The sequence below is a fragment of the Syntrophomonas sp. DTU019 genome, from assembly GCA_913757435.1.
Classification (GTDB): domain Bacteria; phylum Bacillota; class Syntrophomonadia; order Syntrophomonadales; family Syntrophomonadaceae; genus DTU019.
The window spans coordinates 44,708-64,856 of record CAJYDM010000008.1; the positions used below are offsets into that span (position 1 = coordinate 44,708).

Genomic DNA, 20,149 nt, shown 5'->3' on the forward strand with positions numbered 1-20,149 from the left:
TTGCAGTTATTGATCATACCTTTGATTGGCGCCTTCATCGGGTATATTACTAATGTTTTCGCCATCAGGATGCTTTTCTGGCCCAAGCAACCAGTCAAATTATTTTGCTTCGAACTGCAGGGCTTGCTCCCCAAGCGGCAACGAGAAATTGCCGAGAGTATCGGAACATTGATCGAAGCGCGCCTGTTGTCTGTAGATGAACTGTTTGACAGCGTCGACACCCCGGAACTACGTCACCGCATTTTGAATGAGGTGGTGCAGACTCTGAAGAAGAGGCTGCGTCAGACCATGCCGCGCGTGTTACCGGACAGGCTTTATCGCTTGATCGAGGAGAGTCTGGAAAAGATCGTGCGCCAGGAAGCGGACCACATTATCCATAAGGCTATCAAAAGCGGGCGGGAAACCGTCTCGGCAAAGATAAGCGTCAAACAACTGGTAGAGGACAAGATCAACGCCTTTGACCTGGACGAGCTGGAGATGTTGATCCGTGGGGTTGCTCATACCGAACTCAGGTTTATTGAGGTTTTAGGTGGTGTCCTGGGCTTCCTGATCGGGTTGATCCAGGCGGCCATTGTTTTATTTTTCCCAAGCTGACAGATTGCAGGCAGGAGGTATTTAAATGGTATCAGTAAAATTAAAAGACGGCAGTGAGAGGCAGTTTCCCAAAGGCACCACCCTTTTGCAGGCAACTGAAGGAATCAGCAAGAAATTGGCCAAAGAAGCTCTGGTGGGCCGGTTTAATGGTGAATTGACCGATCTCAACCGACCCCTTGACGAAGACGGGGTATTGGAACTGATCGGTTTCGAAGATCCTTCCGGACAGGATGTGTACCGGCACAGTTCTTCCCATGTCATGGCCCAGGCGGTCAAGAGGCTGTGGCCGGATACGCAACTGGCCATCGGGCCTGCCATCGACAAGGGCTTCTATTATGACTTTGAGAGTACCCATACCTTTACTCCCGAGGATTTCGCAGCTATCGAAGCGGAGATGAACAGTATCATAAAGGCCAACTATCCCATCATCCGCAAGGAAATGCCCCGTGATGAGGCGATTCGCTTTTTCAAGGAGCGGGGCGAGGAATACAAAGTCGAGCTGATCGAGGATTTGCCTGAGGATGCTCAGATCAGCCTGTATCAGCAGGGGGAGTTTGTGGACCTTTGCGCCGGTCCACACGTGCCTTCCACCGGGCGGATCAAAGCGGTCAAACTGATGAGCCTGGCTGGAGCCTACTGGCGCGGCAGTGAGGCCAACGCCATGCTGCAGCGCATCTACGCCACCTCGTTTCCCAAGAAGGCACAGTTGGATGACTACCTGTACAAGCTGGAAGAAGCTAAGAAACGCGACCACCGCAAACTGGGCCGTGAACTGGGCCTATTCGTCATAGTTGATGAGGGCCCGGGCTTTCCGCTGTTTCTGCCCAAAGGCATGATAATTAGGAATGAACTGGAGAATTTCTGGCGTATTCAGCACGCCCTGGCCGGTTATCAGGAGATCCGCACCCCCATCATCCTCAATGAGGAGTTGTGGCACCGCTCCGGCCACTGGGACCATTATAAGGAGAACATGTACTTCACCAAAATAGATGAGGAAGACTATGCGGTCAAACCCATGAACTGTCCGGGCGGGCTATTAGCCTATAAACAGAACCTGCACAGCTACAGGGAATTGCCTCTGCGCATGGGCGAGATGGGCCTGGTGCACCGCCATGAACTTTCCGGGGTGCTGCACGGCCTGATGAGGGTGCGAGCCTTTACTCAGGATGATGCCCATATCTTCATGCTGCCCGAGCAGATCATTGCAGAAATCAAAGGGGTCATCGATCTGATCGACCGTTTCTACAGCTTGTTCGGCTTCCCTTACCATGTGGAACTGTCCACCCGGCCTGAAAAATCTATGGGTTCGGATGAGGATTGGGAAGTTGCCACCAACGCCCTGGAACAGGCCTTGATAGAAAAGGGCATGAACTATAAGATAAACCCCGGCGATGGTGCTTTCTATGGCCCCAAGATCGATTTCCACCTCCGCGATTCGCTGGACAGGACCTGGCAGTGCGGCACCATTCAGCTGGACTTCCAGATGCCGGAGCGTTTTGATATATCCTACATCGGCGAGGATGGCGAAAAACACCGCCCGGTGATGATACACCGCGTCATTTATGGCAGCATCGAGCGTTTTATAGGCATCATCACCGAGCATTTTGCCGGGGCTTTTCCCGTCTGGTTAAGTCCGGTACAGGTCAGGGTCCTGCCTATCACCGACCGCCACCATGATTATGCCCAAGAGGTCTTAGCCCAACTCAAAGAAGCCGGCCTGAGGGCTGAAGCCGATCTACGCAGTGAGAAGACCGGCTACAAAATCCGCGAAGGCCAGTTGCAGAAAATCCCTTACCTTTTGGTGGTGGGGGACAAAGAGGTGGAAGCCGGAACTGTTTCGGTAAGGCATCGCAAAGAAGGCGACCTGGGCAGTCAGGGTTTATCCGAGTTTATCCAGACTATAAAACAGGAGATAGAGGAAAAACTTATCAGATAAGCCCTTGCAGGGCGAATCTGCTTATGTTATAATTTTTGGCGTAATCAAGCAGGAGCTTAGCTTCTCACCTTACTACTGCGGTTCGTAAGGTATTATACCAGTCATTACAGGCTCTGGAGTCGACCAGGCCTGTTAACCTGAAGTATAAGAAGCGAGCCTTGCTGCTCGCTTTTACATTTTTATGGAGGTGAATTCATTATCAGTAAGGATTGGAGAGTTAACGAAGAAATCCGGGCCAAAGAGGTTAGGCTTATCAGTGAAACTGGGGAGCAATTAGGGATCGTGCCCATACGCGAAGCTTTGGAGATGTCGCTTGTTAGAAACCAGGATCTGGTTGAAGTAGCGCCTTCGGCCAAACCACCGGTATGCCGTTTCATGGACTACGGCAAATTCAAGTTCGAACAGAACAAGCGCGATAAGGAAGCACGGAAAAAGCAGAAGATCATTTCTGTTAAGGAAGTCAAAATGAGGCCTAACATCGAGGACCATGATTTTCAGACCAAGGCCAAAAATGCCCGCAAATTTCTTTTAGGGGGCGACAAGGTCAAGCTGACCATCATGTTCAAGGGAAGACAGATCACCCACCCGGAGCTAGGCGAGCGACTCTGTATTAAACTTGCTGAACATTTAGCGGATATATCTACAGTAGAGAAGAGCCCCAAAGTAGAGGGGAGAAATATGACTAGCATATTTGTGCCCAAAGCTGACATCGAAAAAAAGGAGGATGCCTAAATGCCGAAAATGAAGACCCACCGGGGAGCCGCTAAGCGATTCAAAATGACCGGTAGTGGTAAGATAAAGCGCTCCAAAGCCAATGCCAGCCACCTGCTGGGTGACAAGAGCCCCAAGAGAAAACGCGGCCTGCGCAAAGCCGGACTGGTCAGCAAAGCCGAGACCAGCCGCATTGCCAAGCTGATTCAGCAATAAACGGGAGGTAGTAAAATATGCCGAGAGTTAAACGTGGTGTTACATCACATCGCAGACATAAAAAGATTCTGAAGCTGGCCAAAGGATATCGCGGCAGCAAATCCAAGCTCTACCGGGTGGCCAATGAACAGGTAATGAAATCCGGCCAGTACGCGTACATCCATCGCCGCCTCAAAAAGAGGGATTTCCGCCGCTTGTGGATAGCCCGCATCAACGCTGCCGCCCGTAATAACGGTATGTCGTACAGCCGCCTGGTGCATGGCCTTAAAGTGGCTGGAGTGGATATCAACCGCAAGATTTTATCGGAGATGGCCATTAGCGACCCGCAGGGCTTCACCAGACTGACCGAAGTCGCCAAAGCCAGCGTAAGCAAATAAATTACTTAGAGAATCGAGGGGCTGTTCCATGGGTGAGACTAGGGAACAGCCTTAAGTTTTTCAGGGCCAACAAAACTAACATGAGCCTTCGGTTCACAAGCATGAATGAAAATCCTTTGGCTTTAAGGGGATTTTCGTAAAAAAAGAACGGCAGACTGTGTAAAAACTATTCTACGTTTTTTGGGCGCCCCACTTTTGGCTGTTTTGGGGCTGATATATGGGATGGGGGCTGGCATTTAGTTCGGAATGGCACGACTGTCCCCCACTTTGAGAGCACAGTTCATGAATTCGAGGACTTTTCGCACGGTCTGACGTCCCTCTGTCCCCCTGTTGGCCTGTTGGTCGAAATAGGTGGTTTACATGAAAGAGTTGATTTCGAAAGATAACCCCATAGTCAAGGAGATTGCCCGGTTAAAACAGAAAAAATACCGTGATCTGGCAGGGATGTATGTGCTGGAGGGACGGAACCTGGTAGAAGAGGTCCTGAAGAGCGGGCAGCATCCGGTTTATCTTGTGGCGGAGAGACAGCGTCTGGACCAGTACCAGGAAATAATCGCCGCACATCCCAACCTGCCCTGGCATGTGGCAGATGCACGCATCATGAGGCAGTTGAGCGATACAGAGAGCCCGCAGGGCATGCTGGCGGTAATGGCCAAACCCGTGTACAAGTTGGAACAAGTGGCCAGACCGGGGGGGTTGTTGGTAGTGTTGGATCAGCTCAGCGACCCCGGCAATGTCGGAACCATTATCCGCACCTGTTGGGCATTCGCAGTTGATGGGTTGTTGTTGACCAGAGGGAGTGTAGACCCATTCAATCCTAAAGTGGTGCGCAGCAGTATGGGAGGAATCCTCAAGGTGCCGGTGATTGAGGACGTCACTACCACACAACTGCAGCAATTGACAGGCCTGGGCTATCATCTCTTGGCAACAGCAAGCGCCCAGGCGATGCCGATCTATGCTGCCGATTTCAATGGTTCAGTGGCCGTAGTGATTGGCAGCGAAGCCAGGGGCTTGAGTCCTCAGGTGGCGGCCATATGCGACTCCACTGTAACCATCCCCTGCGCGTTAGGCGTGGATTCGCTAAACGCTGCTGTAGCATGTGGTATTATCCTGGGCCATAGTTGGCGGTGTCGTTTTCATCGCGATTCTTTTGTCTAACCAAAATTGGTGTGATATAATAGCTCTAGTTGGGCCCTAGCTTTAACAAAGAGGGGTGAAGGGTTAGTGATGACGCAAGCTGACGATTTGTGGCGCCTTTTCGAGGTGTCCGGCTGCATTGTATATTACCTCTTGTATAAGATGATGGTTACCCAATAATACTGATATAATAAACGAGGAACAGGACAAGTAGCCTGTGTTGTGATCCCGACAGGGAGGTGCGGTCAGCGATTGAGAGCCGGACTCGGGGTGGGTGCAGGCCAATTCACCTGGGAGTTGTGGGCTGAAATCTTGAGTAGGCTTTACCGGGGTGCCCCGTTAACGGCAAGGAGAGTGAGTCAGGTGCATTACCTGGCTAATATGGGTGGTACCACGGAACATGGCTTTCGTCCCTCGGGGACGAGCTTTTTTATTTTCTGAAGGAGGCGACGGCAAGATGTTGGCAAGACTGGAACAGCTATCAAAGCAGGCTGAGGCAGCCCTGAGCGTAGCGGCGGATTTGGAGGCGGTAAACGACATCAAGGTCAAGATGCTGGGCCGCAAAGGGGACATAACCCTGTTGCTACGGGGCTTAAAAGATCTGGGGGCTGAAGAACGCGCTGCGGTCGGCAAACGGGGCAACGAAGTCAAAGCACGTTTGGAAGAGCTTATAAGCAATCGTACTGAAGAGCTGCAGCGCTCGCAGTTGGAAAAAAGGCTGCAGCAAGAGAGTATTGATGTGACTCTTCCCGGGGTACCCCTGCCGCGGGGAAGCAGGCACCCACTCACCCGCATCAATGAGGAAATCGTACGGATATTTACCGGCATGGGCTTTAGCGTCGCCGAAGGTCCGGAAATTGAACTGGATTATTACAACTTCGAGGCCTTAAATGTCCCCAAAGACCATTCCGCCAGGGACATGCAGGATTCTTTCTATATAGATGAGGATGTATTGCTCAGAACACATACTTCGCCGGTGCAGGTACGCACCATGGAGAAGATGGCTCCACAGCTGCCGGTGAAAATAGTGGTACCGGGCAAGGTCTACCGCAAAGACGACGATGCCACTCATTCACCCATGTTCCAGCAGGTGGAAGGTTTGTTGATCGATCGTCACATCACCTTTGCCGATCTTAAGGGTACTCTGATGCTGTTTGCCCAGGAGATGTTCGGCTACAATGTGCGGGTGCGCTTTCGCCCCAGCTTCTTTCCTTTCACCGAACCGAGCGCGGAGATGGACATATCCTGCGTGATGTGCGGCGGCTCAGGCTGTCGGGTATGCTCCCACACCGGCTGGCTGGAGATATTAGGCTCAGGGATGGTGCACCCCAATGTACTTCGCTATGGAGGCTATGACCCCGATAAGGTCTCCGGCTTTGCATTCGGCATGGGGGTGGAACGCATCGCCATGCTGAAATACGGCATTAATGACCTGCGCTTATTCTTCGACAATGATTACAGATTTCTGCGTCAATTTTAGGAGGTGACAGGATGGGAGTATCATTAAACTGGCTAAAACAATATGTTGATATCGAAGAAAAACCCGAAGTGATCGCCCACCGTCTCTCCATGGCGGGAATTCTGGTGGAAGGCCTGGAGAAGGTCGGCAGCGATTTGATAATGGATTTGGACTTGACCCCTAACCGGGGCGACTGCCTGGGGTTGATAAACCTGGCCCGAGAGGTTTCAGCCTTAACTGGCAAACCGGTCAAGATCCCCGAGGTCAAACTGTATGAGAATGCGGAGCGTATCGAGGATTACATTGAAGTGGAAATTGAAGATCCCGACCTGTGCCCCCGTTATGCGGCCCGGGTGGTCAAAAATTGTGTTATTAAACCGTCTCCGCAGTGGATGCAGGAGGCTCTCAGCAATTCCGGAATCCGCCCTATCAATAATATAGTCGATGTCACCAATTACGTGATGCTGGAAACCAACCAGCCCTTGCACGCTTTTGATTATCGACTTTTGGGGGAAAACCCCCGCATCGTAGTGCGCCGCGCCAAGGAAGGGGAGCCATTCACCACCCTGGATGAGGTGGATAGAATTCTGGACAGCAACATGCTGGTCATCACTGATGGGAATAGACCGGTGGCTTTAGCCGGGGTTATGGGTGGCATGAACACGGAGATAAATGATGATACCTGCGATGTGCTCTTGGAGTCCGCCAACTTCCTGGGGACGAATATCCGCAAGACTGCTCAGAAACTGGCCATGCGCAGTGAGTCTTCTATGCGCTTCGAGAAAGGCCTGGACATCAATGGGGTTATATACGCCGTAAACCGGGCTGCGCAGCTATTGCAGGATCTGGCCGATGGCGAAGTGGTCTGGGGCATTTGTGATTGCTATCCGCAAAAAGCTGTACCGGTAGAGATTCTGTTGCGCCCCGATAGAGTCAACCACCTGCTGGGGACGGATATTAGTGCAGAGGCCATTAAGGGATATATGAACAGGCTGGGCCTACCTTATGACGAAAAAGAGCACGGTCTGCTGGTGCATGTACCCAGTTACAGGGTCGACCTGTCCATAGAAGCCGACTTGATCGAAGAGGTAGCGCGACTCTATGGATATGATAACATTCCCAGCAGCCTTCCCAGAGATGCCAGCCGGGGCAGGCTGAGCGAATACCAGCAATTCCGTCAAGAGGCCACCGTGATCATGGCTCGTTATTGCAATGAGGTCATAAACTACAGCTTTATTAATCCGGCTGTATTTGACCAGATCATGCTGCCAGGAGACAGTCATTTACGCCGCACGGTCAACATAGCCAACCCGCTCTCTGAAGAACAGAGCGTGATGCGCACTCTCTTGCTGCCCGGTCTGCTGAAAAGCCTGAGCACTAACTTGGCCAGGAGAAACCTCAACATGGCCTTGTTTGAAACCGGCAAGGTGTTCTATCCCGGTGATGAAAAGCTGCCCCGGGAGAACTTGAAGCTAGGAGCCATTGTCTGTGGACGCAGTGAAATCAACTGGATCAAATATGATGTAGAGATGGATTTCTTCTTCCTCAAAGGCGTGACTGAGATTCTGCTACAGGGACTAGGCTGCTCGGAAGTCAGTTTTGCGGCGGGGGCGATGCCTGGCTACCATCCTGGGCGCACGGCGGTTCTATCGAGTAAAGGTGAGGAGATCGGGGTCTTGGGCGAACTGCATCCTGCGGTATTGGAAGCATACAATATCAAGGAGCGGGCTTGTGCCCTGGAAGTGGATCTGGATAAGATTTATTCGCTGTCCAGCCAGCGCATCGAAGCCCGTGGGATACCGCGCTATCCGGCGGTGGAGCGCGACTTGGCCCTGCTCTTAAAGCAGTCCAAGACCGTAGCCCAAACGGTGCAGGCCATCCGCGAAGCGGCCAGCAATCTCTTAGAGACGGTACACCTGTTTGACGTTTATGATGGTGAACAGGTCCCGAGCGGATATAAGAGCCTGGCCTTCCGCCTGACCTTCCAGGCGTATGACCGTACCCTGACCGATGCCGAGGTGAACGCGGAGATGGATGCTATCCGTAGGAGTGTACAAGAGAGATTAGAGGCGGCACTGCGATAATATATCCAATCAATTGTGGGAGCCCTGTTTTGTGTGGGAAAGGCTTATAGTAAATCTGCCAATAACTTTGGCGCCTGGCGCCAAAGTTATTTTTATTGGGGAAGCAAGGGGACACAATCCGTTTAGCAGTCTGCATCCGAACCCATAAAAAAAAAGTATTCATTCACGTTTTTGAAACTGAAGGTTCATGGAAGTCTTGCTTCCTTTACGCCGCCTCCCGTTCTCTTCCATAAAAAAATTGGAAGAACGCATTTCACCCCGCTTCTTGCCGCTGCCCTCCTGTTTCCACCATCTAACCAGCCTGTAAATGTTTTTGCTTCTATATGAGAGGCTTTTTAGGGCAGTATGATTTGTGTTGATCACATTTTTCTATGGTTAATAAGTCCATACTATTAGAACCGACATTCAACCGACTGGAGGCAGTGTTATTGGCCAATGACCATAATAGGGTACCGCTTAGAAAGAGACAAATATCAAAATATTCTTGGGTATTAGCGGTAATCCTGGGTTTAGCCTTGGCAGGCTATTTGTGGCAGGGATATCTCAACTCTGGGAGGGCTGTAACCCAGCCAGCAAGTCCCGCTGACATGGTGGATCTGCGCGATTATATCCCCGGCATCCAAATTGAACTGGTTTATGCCACCGAAAACAATGTGTATAAAAAGCCTATATATGATAGTGATCAAGCCCTGTTGCGCCGGGGCACTGCGGAGAAGCTGAAAAAAGCACAACAGACCCTGCAATCCCAGGGCTATTCCCTGAAGATATGGGATGCTTACAGGCCTCCGCAAGCCCAATATCGGCTGTGGGAGGTGATGCCGGACCGCCGTTATGTTATTGATCCTAATCAGGGTTTCTCCAATCATTCCCGGGGGGCGGCGGTAGATGTGACCCTTGTCGATCTGACCGGCCAGGAACTTTTCATGCCAACTGGATTCGATAATTTCACCGCCCAGGCCGACCGCGATTATCGAGATATAAGCCAGGTCCAGGCGGACAATGCTCGGCTTTTGGAAAAAGCCATGGTCGACAGCGGATTCAGTAGTATCTTCTATGAATGGTGGCATTTCAATGACACTGATCTTGGCCAGTACAGTGTATACTGGCCACCGCAGGCTCAGATTCCATAAACTGAAAATGCTTTAATAAATTGTTAGCAGGAAGTCGAACAGATCCACCGAATAAATAATATTAAGCAATACAGGCACGGTCGCGAAGATTGCATACGCCGTGAAAAAGAGGGCATAAGGCCCTCTTTTACTTGGGGTCTAGAAGTCAGATAAGTGATTTTAGTAGCTTTTCCTCGCGAAAAAGCAGAAGATTTTACCGTGTCGGCTATTTCCTGCTGCTAACGACAGCATAAGCTCGGAAACGCTTATCTTTTGCACATCTTACGAAGCCCGGCTTAATGCGATGATGCGCACAACCGGGCCGTATTGTATTATAATGAACGTTAGATGACTGTGGGAAGAGGGGGAACTAGTATGGCTATCTCAAGTTATCAGAGCTATGACATCAATGTGCATGTCAAGGGATTTGGAACTTATGTAATACCTGCTGAGAGCACCACTGCAGAGCTGATCGATACACTGCGCGACAGGTTGCGCCATCGGGTGGTGGCGGCCATAATCGACAATCAGTTGGAGGATTTGAGCTTTGTCCTCGATAAGGACTGTGATATCGAACTGGTGGATATCAGTAGTGAGATCGGGGCCAGAATTTACCGCCGCAGTGTAGTCTTTATGCTCATCCGTGCCTGCCGGAGCCTATTTCCCTATAGCGAGCTGATTGTCAAGCATTCGCTTTCAAACGGCTTATACTGTGAACTCGAAGATATTTCACTAAGTGATGAGGATATAGAGCAGATCCAGAAGCGTATGCGTGAATATGTGGTACAGGATCTGCCCATCAGCAAACATGTAGTGAGCCGCGAAGAGGCGCGGCGCATCTATGCTCGGCAATGCCAGCTGGACAAGGTCGGGCTGTTGGAGTACCGGGATAAGGCCACCGTCCACATCTATGAACTGGACGGCCATTATGAATATTTTTACGGTTATATGCTGCCAAATACCTGTGATTTGGACAGTTTCCGCCTCATCAATTATCCTCCCGGGATGATATTACAGACTCCGGATGTCAACTACCCGGAAGGTATTCGGCCGTTCACCGACCTCCCCAAATTATTCAACGTCTACCAGGAGGCCAAAAAATGGGCGGTTATGATGGGCACTCCCCATGTGGCCGCTTTGAACGGTATTATTCAGCAGGGCGGCCTGAAGGATCTGATAATGATCAACGAGGCCTTGCATGAGAAGAAAATCTCTGACATCGCGGACCAGATCTGCTCTGACCCCGCCATCCGGCTGGTCACCATAGCCGGTCCTTCTTCTTCGGGTAAGACCACTTTTGCCAACCGTCTGATGATACAGCTTAGAGCTAATGGAAGGCGCCCCGTGGCCATTTCCCTGGATAATTACTTCCTCGATCGCGATCTTACCCCAAAAGATGAAAATGGAGAATTTGACTTTGAAGCCCTTGAAGCCTTGCAGTTGGACTTGTTCAATGACCACCTCTGCCGCCTCATTGCCGGAGAAGAGGTGGAGATCCCGCGCTACGATTTCCTGACCGGCAAAAGCCACCTGCAGGCCAGCAGAATGCAGGTGCCGCCCGGGGAATTGATAATCATTGAAGGTATTCATGGACTGAACGAAAAGCTGACCTTCAGCGTTCCTTCACAGCAGAAATTCCGCATATATATAAGTGCATTGACTCAGCTGAACATCGATTACAGCAACCGTATACCGACCACAGATTCGCGTCTGATTCGCAGGATCGTTCGTGACAATCGGGTCAGAGGCTATTCCGCTCTGGAGACCTTGCGCCGGTGGCGTTCGGTACGCCGCGGGGAGGAGCGTAATATATTCCCATTTCAGGAGAACGCCGATGTGATGTTCAATTCCTCCTTAGTCTATGAACTGGCCATCTTAAAACCGCATATCGAGCCTTTACTAGAGGAAATCAAACCAGATGTGCGGGAATATGTAGAGGCCACTGCACTATTGAAGTTCTTGAGTTATTTCCGCGCCGCAACTGATGACTTCGTTGCGCCCAATTCGATACTGCGCGAATTTATCGGAGGAAGCTGGTTTAAGGATTAAGTTCTGACAGGCTGATTTGAACTGACCGGTTGAGCACAGAATAATATAGTGTTCGAATTTCTGTTTATAGATTTTTTCCTCGTTGGTGAGCATGCTCTGTTAAGAGTGACTGGATAATCAACGAGCTGATTGAGAACTGATTTCAAACTTACATAGATAAAACGTCACCAGGGGGTCCGGACTGATCACTTATTTTTTCCTCGGCGTAGGGGTGGGGCTCTGCTCCATCCGAAAAAACGGGTGCCCTTCGTCTACCTTCAGGGCTTATTGAGGCGGGCCGGGCCTAAGGGCGGTTTAAGCAGGTAGAATGAGCAACAGCAGAGGGAGGTAGGCACTGTCCTAATAGTATCTGTATAGTTAAAAAGAAATGATTCGAAAGTGACTCAGAAAATGACACAGATAAAGCGTCCCCGTGTGTCATTAAGATAAGGAGGGTTGTAATGCCGAGTCTGTTTCAACGTCGTCTGACCCTGTTCTATTTTTTGCTCATCGCAGCCGTCATGGCGGCCATGGGGTTTATACTCTATATGGTTATCGATCGCAGCGGCTTCGATTTCACTGCGGACAAGTTCTTGATGACTGTACTCCTGGCCGCAGTCGCTGTAGGTATTCTAGCCCTATTGATGAATATCTTGATTGCTGCACAGATTTCGCGGCCGCTGGATATCATCACCGCCGGGGTGGATAACATGTCGGAGGGCAATCTGCAGCACCGCATCCACCTATTACCCTCGGATGAGTTGTACCATCTGGCTCAGACCATTAATGAGATGGCTGAAAGGCTGGAGAACAACCTGATCGAAATCTCCTCGGTGCGAAATCGTCTCGCCCTGGTGCTGGACACCACGGTCAATGGCATCTTCACCGTAAGCCAGTACGGCCGCATCACTTATATGAACCGCCGGGCTGCCAAGATTCTGGGCATTGGCCCTGAACAAATTGGCCAAAAACACCAAGAAGTCCTGCAAAACCAGATATTGGTGGATATGATCGATAAGGTGCGCGTAAATTATCAGCCTATTCGCAGCGAGGTTAAATTCCACGGTGTTTATGACCACCTTCTGGAAGTGAATGTGGTTCCCTTAAGAACCGGCTTAAATGGACGGGAGGATGGAACTTTAGCCATCTTCAATGACATCACCGAACTAAAAAGGCTGGAACGGGTCCGTAAGGATTTTGTGGCCAACGTCTCCCACGACCTGTTGACACCTGTGAATAACATCACCGGATGTGCCAAGCATCTCTTGAACAGACGGGATATGGCAGATCAGGAAATCAAGTCTAACCTGGAATCTATCTATGAACAGTCCATCCGCCTGGAACTCCTTATCAACCGGTTAATGGAGCTGTCCCGCATAGAATCTGGGCGCATGCAGTTGCACAAGCAGAACCTGGATCTTACAGCAGTGATCAACAAATCCATCAGCATGTCGAGGATCGACCACGAACAGGAATTTATTGTGGAATTCAACCCGCCCCAACACCCTTTGATGGTCGATTTCGATGAACAGCTCATAGTGCAGGTAATGCTGAACCTGCTGGACAACGCCATCAAGTTCAGCCCACCGGGTTCACCGATCATAATATCCGTGGAAGATCGCCCGGAGGAGGTCAAAGTAATGGTTGCCAACCAGGGCGAGGGCATCCCCCCACATGAAAAAGACCGTATTTTCGAGCGTTTCTACCGGGTTGATAAAGAGAGGTCCAATGACAGTGGGGGATTTGGCCTGGGGCTATCCATAGTCAAACACCTGGTCGAACACCACAACGGCAAGCTGGGGGTAGAAAGCGAAATAGGAAGCGGGGCCACCTTTTTCTTTACCTTGCCCCGCCAGCATGAGGACGAAAAGGAATCAGCCCAGTAGCTCAGTCTGTTCGTGGCAGCGGCGGTTGATGGAACCGGATGTGGTTTGCCAGGTGCATTAAGCCCGGTCTTACAACCCAGCCGCCTGATTTACGATCGAAAACTTCATGACCCCAAATGGCAGGAAATAAAACCCGCTGTAGAGAATTAACAGCAGATATTGACCTTGAAACGAGGGAGGGCGTCTGGTTGAACAGAAATCAAATTGCCAAGGTTACGGTTTCGATATTTAACGAAGACTATGTAGTAAGAGGAGAAGAGGATCCTGAATACATACAGATGCTGGCCTCCTATGTGGACAGACGCATGCGCATGATTTACCAGCGTAATCCCAATCTGTCAAGCACCAAGGTGGCGGTGCTGACCGCCCTCAATTTGGCAGATGAGTTGAATAAGCTTCAGGAAGACTATGATGAGCTGGTCAAGGCCATGGAGGAGGAGCGTAAAAGCAGGATGGGCTGAACCATGAACAACCAGGAAGTCGGGCAGATATTGGAGCGCATTGCCGCCCTGCTGCAGCTCAGCGATGAGAATCCCTTTAAGATCAGGGCTTACCGACAAGCGGCACACAGTATCTATAACCTGGAATGCGATCTCTACGATCTTTATGCACAGAAGCGCCTTAGAGAGATCTCCGGGGTGGGCAAAACCGTTCAGGCCCACATCGAAGAGATTTTGAAAACTGGTGCTTCTGCTTATTTAGAGGAACTGAGCCGGCAGATCCCGGAGACGGTCGTGGATATGCTGCGTGTTCCTGGTCTCGGTCCCAAAACTGTGGTGCAGCTATATCAGGAACTGGGAATCGATAACCTGGCGGATCTTAAGGACTCAGCCCGTGCAGGCAGACTGAGAAACCTTCCAGGTGTGGGACCCAAAACCGAAGCCCGGATATTACAAGGCCTTCAGGTTCTACAGCAAAACGCGGACAAACACTCCATAGGACTGGCTCTGCCAATGGCTGAGAAATTGAGAGAGCACCTGCGCATCAACATGCCTGAGACCGAGGTGGAGATAGTAGGCAGCCTGCGCCGGGGCAAGCCCCTGGTCAGTGATGTGGATATCCTGGTCGGGACTCTGGACAACAGGCGGGTAGGTCAGATCACATCAAAACTGGCCAACCTGGATATACGAGAGCAGGAGATGGACCGTATTGCTGGTTTGTTGCCTTCTCAGATCCCCTTCGAGATAATTCTGGTAAACCCTGAAGAATTCGCCTATCACCTTTTTACCAGCACCGGATCCAAATCCCACCGTGCCCGGGTTCTGGAGGAGATTTCGGCCAGGCCGGATAGCTTCTGCGATGAAACTCAGATTTATCATCACTGCCACCTGAGCTATATCCCCCCTGAATTGCGTGAAGACCGCGGGGAAATCGAAGCCGCCCGGGATAACCGCCTGCCCCAACCAGTGAGTCTCGGCGATATCAAGGGCGACTTGCATATGCATTCCAATTGGAGTGATGGCTCGGAAAATCTAATAGACTTGATGGCCGCAGCCCGCGCCCGGGGCTATGAATACCTGGCTATTACCGACCACAGCAGCTCCCTGCCCATTACCGGAGGCCTGGACCGGGAACGCCTTCGCATGCAAGGGCACATCATCGCTGAACTCAACCGGCAGCCCGGGCCCCGGCTGCTGCGAGGCATCGAGTGTGAAATTCTGAAGGATGGCAGTCTGGACATTGTCGACGATGAACTGAAGCAGTTGGACGTGGTAATCGCCTCGATTCACAGCCATTTCCGCTTAGACCGCCAGGCCCAGACGGAGAGGTTGCTGCGCGTTATAGAGAATCCACATGTAGATATTATTGGGCACCTGACCGGGAGGATGCTCAATCGTCGGCCTGGATATGAACTGGACTTGGAACGGATTCTACAAGCGGTGCAAAGACATAAAAAGGTCCTGGAAATCAATTCCCATCCCTACCGTCTGGATATCGATGAGCATATCACCAGGCAGGCGGTAAGCCTGGGAATAAAGCTGGCGGTCAACAGTGATGCCCATAATCGATCGGAACTTGAACTGCTGCGTTATGGCATACTTTCAGCCCGGCGCGGCTGGGCACAAGCCAGGGATGTGATAAATACCTGGAGCCTGGCGGAGATCATGGCCTATTTCCACTCCTCGTGACCAGTCGAGCCTGGAACGCAAAAGGTACATGCTGATCTATAAACCTCAATGAGCCGGTTTTATTGGCTATGCCCTCTAAGTCTTAGCTAAGATCCCCTGCCGCTGTCCTTTCTAACCGGAATGTATTCCTGTTTTGCGCCCCATTCACAAATTATCTCTGCACTCAGGAGTTTTCAGCATTAAGTATAAACGTCTCGCCTGATTCTCTTCTCAGGCAAGGGCCAGAGGGGAATAAACCCATTGTACTAAGCACAATAATAAATCATACCGGCATTTAAGGAGGTTGGGACCTGTGCTGAGTTTTGCGCTTAGGGCTGCAGTGATGTATTTTCTGGCTTTGATCATGGTAAGGGTATTAGGCAAGCGGGCCCTGGGTGAACTGGGGCCTTTTGATTTTGTGGTCATGACCGGGGTAGGCCACACTGTGGTCTCCATCGCCCTGGACCAGAGCATCCCGTTCATAGAGGGAATAATAGTACTGTTCACGCTGGCTGGCCTGGAATGGTTAATGTGCTACCTGGGGTTGAAAAGCCAGAAGTTGTCTAATCTCATTATCGGCACCCCCAAGGTGCTGATCGAGGACGGCCGCATCATCAAAGAGAACCTGGCCAAAGAGAATTTCAATGTCGATGACCTCATGCAGGAACTGCGCAAACAGGGCATCCCTGATGTGGATATGGTGGAAAAAGGGGTCCTGGAATCCTGCGGGGGATTCAGCGTGATCTTGCGTGGCGGAGATGAACCCGTGACCAGGCGTGATCTGGGCATAGCCCCGCCACCGCGCAGTGAAATCCTGACCCGGGTAGGGATGTCCCGCAAAGATTTCTTCCAGCAACAGCAGGGGCCTAGCTGGCAGGGTGAACCAGAGTTGTCCCTGCCGGAGGCCTTCAACAAACTGCAAGCCCAACTGGAGAATCTGTCGACTCGCCTGGATGAGATAAGCAAGGCTGTAAAGGCCTAATATATCGGTTTGTGATATAATGGAAACGCATTTTTATACTGCCGATTTTTGACGGTGAAAGGTGGTTATTATGAAGTTACGGGAAATATACGAACTGGCAATAAACCTGGGAAAAAAATACGACCCGCGCGGAGATGGAATCAACGCTCTGCTGGAGAGGGAAGAGAAGGCTTACCAGGCATTGAAGAGTGATGAACAAGAATTCTACGACACTGAATGTCTGGTCAATCCCTACGCAGATACCCGCATCTTGAACGGCACCGGGAATGAAGACATTAAAACCGTGATGACGGGGATAGACATTGAAACCCCGGAGGTCCTGCTGGCAGACCAACTCAAAGGCCGAGGCCGCCAGATCGACGCGCTCATCGCCCACCATCCCGAAGGCATAGCCCAAGTTGCCCTGCACCAGGTGATGCATGTGCAGGCTGACATGCTGGCTGATGCAGGTGTGCCTATCAATGTCGCTGAGGGCATCATGGTGTCTCGCATCGCCGAGGTGCGCCGTGCCCTCATGCCCGCCAATCACCAGCGGGCGGTCGACGCAGCCCGGCTATTGGATATGCCTTTTATGTGCGTGCACTCCCCGGCGGACAATCTGGTCAACCATTATCTCAACCGGCTGTTTGCTGAAAACGCCTATCGCAGCGTGGAAGATGTGGTGGAATTGCTCTTGACCATTCCCGAGTATAAAATGGCCCGCCGCCTCAAGGCCGGCCCGCGCATTCTGGTGGGGGACAAAAAGCGGCGCGCCGGGCAGATCTTTGTCAAAATGACCGGGGGCACCGGAGGATCGGAAAAATCCTATGAGAAGCTGGCGCAGGCCAGGGTGGGTACGGTGATCGCTATGCATATGACTGACAAGCATCGTCAGGCAGCTAAAGACAACCATATAAATGTGATCATATCCGGACATATGGCCAGCGATTCGCTGGGCATGAACCTATTCCTGGATGAACTGACCAAGCGGGGCCTGGAAATACTGCCTTGTGCCGGGTTGCTGCGGGTGGAGCGTTAATCGTCGCCCAGGAGGAAACATCGTGGAATTATTAGCCCCGGCCGGCAATTGGACCGCCATGCAAGCCGCCTTTGCCAACGGCGCCGATGCGGTCTATCTGGGTGGACAGAAGTTCAATGCACGCCACAGCGCGGACAATTTTAGCATGGATCAGGTCCAGAAGGCGGTTGAATACGCCCGGGTACGTAATAAAAAAATGTATATTACTTTCAATACCTTGATCGACAATCAGGAATTCTCGGCTGCGCTGGATTATGCCTATGATCTGTATGCTGCTGGGGTAGATGCTGTCATCGTGCAGGATCTCGGTCTGTTGACCAGCTTGCGCCGACTGTTGCCCCAATTGCCTGTGCATGCCAGCACACAGATGACGGTGCACAACAGCCCAGCGGCGGCGCTGCTGTTGCAACAGGGGGTATCCCGCCTAGTGCTCGCCCGGGAGATGAGCATCGCCGAGATCAAGTGTCTCCACCAGGATATTCCGGGAATAGAACTGGAAGTCTTTGCACACGGAGCCTTGTGCTTCTGCTATTCCGGACAATGCTTGTTCAGCAGCATGGTAGGGGGCAGAAGCGGAAATAGAGGCCGCTGTGCGCAGCCCTGCCGCTTGCCTTATCAACTGATCAAAGAAGATGGCAGAGAAAAGCGGGTGATGGATACAGCCGGGCGCTACCTGTTGAGCCCGGCCGACCTGTGTGTGGTGGATCATCTGGCTGAACTCAGAGAAGCCGGAGTGACGGCGCTAAAAATCGAGGGGCGAATGAAACGGGCTGAGTATGTGGCGGTGGTTACCTCAGTCTACCGTCAGGCCTTGGACTTGCTGCAAGTTGATGCGTCAGCCGTTATTGATGAATTGCAGCGCAAGAAGCTCTACCAGATATTCAACCGCACCTTGGGCAGCGGTTACCTGTTGCCTGAGCACAAGGTGCTAAACATAAACCGCCCCAATAACCGGGGAGTATATTTAGGACGGGTCATTTCCCACCAGGCCGGGTACTTGACTATTAAATTGAGCGAAGAGCTGGCCTTGGGAGACGGCATCGAGGTCTGGGTGGCACAGGGCAAAGGGCCTTCCGCCATCGTCAGAGCCATTCTTGTGGAGGGAACGGCAGTGGCCCAGGCAGGGCGCGGACAGACTGTGACCATCCCGCTTACAGGCCGGGCAGCGCCGGGAGACCGGGTATTTAAGACCCATGATGAGGCCTTAATCAATGCTGCCCAAGCCAGTATTGAGTTGGATAAGGAATTCAAGATCCCGGTTCGGATGAAAGTGCAAATCGAAAGCGGAAAGCCTATGTTGCTGACCCTTGAGGATTTCAAAGGCCACCGGGTGCAAGTGGAAAGCGCCAACACCGCGGTAGCATCTCAGAGGCAGCCCCTACAGGAAGATACTATAATGGAAAAATTGGGTCGCCTGGGGGGGACCCCTCTAGCCCTGCAGGAATACCAACTGGAATACCAGGGCGGGCTAATACTGCCTTTTAGCGACCTGAACGACAGCCGCCGCCGGGCTGTTGAGCAGCTCCTGGATTTGATAATCGACCGCCCTCCTCTCAATATAGATGATCGGCAGCGCTTCGATCAGGAGGTTAAGGCGCATCAGCCCAAGTCCGGCCGAAGGCCTTCACAGGCGGCGCTCCTGAGCATTGCGGTAAGCACCCCGGAAGCGGTCCGTCAAGGGGTGGAGGCTGGTGCTGACCGGGTCTACATCGCCTGGCAGGGGTTGCGTGGCTTTACTGTCGCCAGGGAAGATCTAACCTCGCTGTACCGCTGGGGAAAACAGCGCGGTGCGGAAATAGTGGTGGCCTTGCCCCGTATACAGCAAAACGGTCAGATGGTGCCCGGGAATGATTCAAATTCTGCCGGGTGGGGCAGTTTTCTGGTGGGGAATCTGGGAGCACTAAACTGGGTGAGTCAGGAAAATATAGCCTCATACGGTGATTACGGATTGAATTGTTTCAATCAATACACTTTGGACTGGCTGTTAAACCAGGGCCTGCAGGGAGTCTGCCTGTCCCCGGAGCTGAACCTGGAGCAGCTCCACAGTTTTAGCGATCTAAGCGGTGCTGAACTGCTGATTCACGGTGACCTGACCCTGATGGTTTCGGCCAGCTGTCCCATTAAAGCCGCATTGGGCGGGGAGAAGTGCAGGAACGCCTGCAGTCAAGGCCAATTCTGGCTAAAGGACGAAAAAGGCTACCAATTTCCGGTAGCCACCGACAAAAAATGCCGCTTCTATGTGTTTAATTCCCGGCGTCTGTGCCTGCTGGACGATTTGGACAGCCTGTTTACATTGGGCCTGGCCAGTTTGCGCATCGAGGCCTGGCGTGATCACGCGGCACAAGTTGCTGAAACCGTAGCCGTCTACCGGCGCGCTCTAAATGGGCTTTTACAGGGCAAGAAGGTGGATCTGGTGCTGCTGCGCAAAGTTCTGCAGCAGAAGCAGGGTTTCAACCCCACCAAAGGACATCTGTACAGAGGTGTTTTGTAAAGGTATATTATGA

General features: G+C 51.8%; 16 protein-coding genes and 1 other annotated feature. All 16 genes read left to right on the top strand.

The window, feature by feature from the left end; translation table 11 throughout:
- The 16 genes from AC15IQ_RS14720 (at window position 1) to AC15IQ_RS14795 (ending at window position 20,136) form a co-directional block, all read left to right on the top strand.
- Window positions 1–594, top strand: a complete 594-nt coding sequence (locus tag AC15IQ_RS14720) for a DUF445 domain-containing protein (RefSeq protein WP_483180157.1) — start codon at window positions 1–3, stop codon at window positions 592–594.
- Window positions 595–619: 25 nt separating this feature from the next.
- Window positions 620–2,530 carry a threonine--tRNA ligase gene (gene thrS / locus AC15IQ_RS14725; RefSeq protein WP_483180159.1) on the top strand — a complete coding sequence of 637 codons (1,911 nt, stop codon included), beginning with the start codon at window positions 620–622 and terminating at the stop codon, window positions 2,528–2,530.
- Window positions 2,531–2,728: 198 nt separating this feature from the next.
- The gene (gene infC, locus AC15IQ_RS14730; RefSeq protein WP_483180201.1) at window positions 2,729–3,262 is read left to right on the top strand and encodes a translation initiation factor IF-3; all 534 of its coding nucleotides are present in this window, start codon (window positions 2,729–2,731) and stop codon (window positions 3,260–3,262) included.
- Window positions 3,263–3,457 carry a 50S ribosomal protein L35 gene (gene rpmI / locus AC15IQ_RS14735; RefSeq protein ID WP_483180160.1) on the top strand — a complete coding sequence of 65 codons (195 nt, stop codon included), beginning with the start codon at window positions 3,263–3,265 and terminating at the stop codon, window positions 3,455–3,457. It abuts the gene before it with no gap.
- Window positions 3,458–3,474: 17 nt separating this feature from the next.
- Window positions 3,475–3,834, top strand: a complete 360-nt coding sequence (gene rplT / locus AC15IQ_RS14740; protein ID WP_483180162.1) for a 50S ribosomal protein L20 — start codon at window positions 3,475–3,477, stop codon at window positions 3,832–3,834.
- A gap of 360 nt (window positions 3,835–4,194) precedes the next feature.
- Entirely contained in the window at window positions 4,195–4,992 is a 798-nt protein-coding gene (locus tag AC15IQ_RS14745) for a TrmH family RNA methyltransferase (protein ID WP_483180164.1), read from the top strand.
- A 167-nt stretch (window positions 4,993–5,159) separates the two neighbouring features.
- Window positions 5,160–5,389 (top strand) — a binding site (T-box leader).
- A 39-nt stretch (window positions 5,390–5,428) separates the two neighbouring features.
- Complete coding sequence (gene pheS, locus AC15IQ_RS14750; RefSeq protein WP_483180165.1) at window positions 5,429–6,451, top strand: phenylalanine--tRNA ligase subunit alpha; 1,023 nt, start codon at window positions 5,429–5,431, stop codon at window positions 6,449–6,451.
- Between the two features lie 11 nt (window positions 6,452–6,462).
- Complete coding sequence (gene pheT, locus AC15IQ_RS14755) at window positions 6,463–8,514, top strand: phenylalanine--tRNA ligase subunit beta (RefSeq protein ID WP_483180167.1); 2,052 nt, start codon at window positions 6,463–6,465, stop codon at window positions 8,512–8,514.
- 371 nt (window positions 8,515–8,885) lie between these two features.
- A complete protein-coding gene (locus AC15IQ_RS14760) occupies window positions 8,886–9,644 on the top strand; it encodes a M15 family metallopeptidase (protein WP_483180169.1) in 759 nt (252 codons plus the stop codon).
- 354 nt (window positions 9,645–9,998) lie between these two features.
- The gene (locus AC15IQ_RS14765; protein WP_483180171.1) at window positions 9,999–11,672 is read left to right on the top strand and encodes a nucleoside kinase; all 1,674 of its coding nucleotides are present in this window, start codon (window positions 9,999–10,001) and stop codon (window positions 11,670–11,672) included.
- A 440-nt stretch (window positions 11,673–12,112) separates the two neighbouring features.
- A complete protein-coding gene (locus AC15IQ_RS14770) occupies window positions 12,113–13,537 on the top strand; it encodes an ATP-binding protein (RefSeq protein ID WP_483180173.1) in 1,425 nt (474 codons plus the stop codon).
- A 188-nt stretch (window positions 13,538–13,725) separates the two neighbouring features.
- On the top strand, window positions 13,726–13,998 hold the full coding sequence (locus AC15IQ_RS14775) for a cell division protein ZapA (protein ID WP_483180175.1): 273 nt from the start codon (window positions 13,726–13,728) through the stop codon (window positions 13,996–13,998).
- A 3-nt stretch (window positions 13,999–14,001) separates the two neighbouring features.
- Window positions 14,002–15,666, top strand: a complete 1,665-nt coding sequence (gene polX / locus AC15IQ_RS14780; protein ID WP_483180176.1) for a DNA polymerase/3'-5' exonuclease PolX — start codon at window positions 14,002–14,004, stop codon at window positions 15,664–15,666.
- A 292-nt stretch (window positions 15,667–15,958) separates the two neighbouring features.
- Window positions 15,959–16,627: a DUF421 domain-containing protein gene (locus AC15IQ_RS14785; protein WP_483180178.1), complete on the top strand. Its 669-nt coding sequence runs from the start codon at window positions 15,959–15,961 to the stop codon at window positions 16,625–16,627.
- 70 nt (window positions 16,628–16,697) lie between these two features.
- On the top strand, window positions 16,698–17,645 hold the full coding sequence (locus AC15IQ_RS14790; protein ID WP_483180180.1) for an NGG1p interacting factor NIF3: 948 nt from the start codon (window positions 16,698–16,700) through the stop codon (window positions 17,643–17,645).
- A 22-nt stretch (window positions 17,646–17,667) separates the two neighbouring features.
- Window positions 17,668–20,136, top strand: coding sequence for a U32 family peptidase (locus tag AC15IQ_RS14795; RefSeq protein ID WP_483180182.1), 2,469 nt, complete (start codon window positions 17,668–17,670; stop codon window positions 20,134–20,136).
- Window positions 20,137–20,149: the final 13 nt, after the last annotated feature.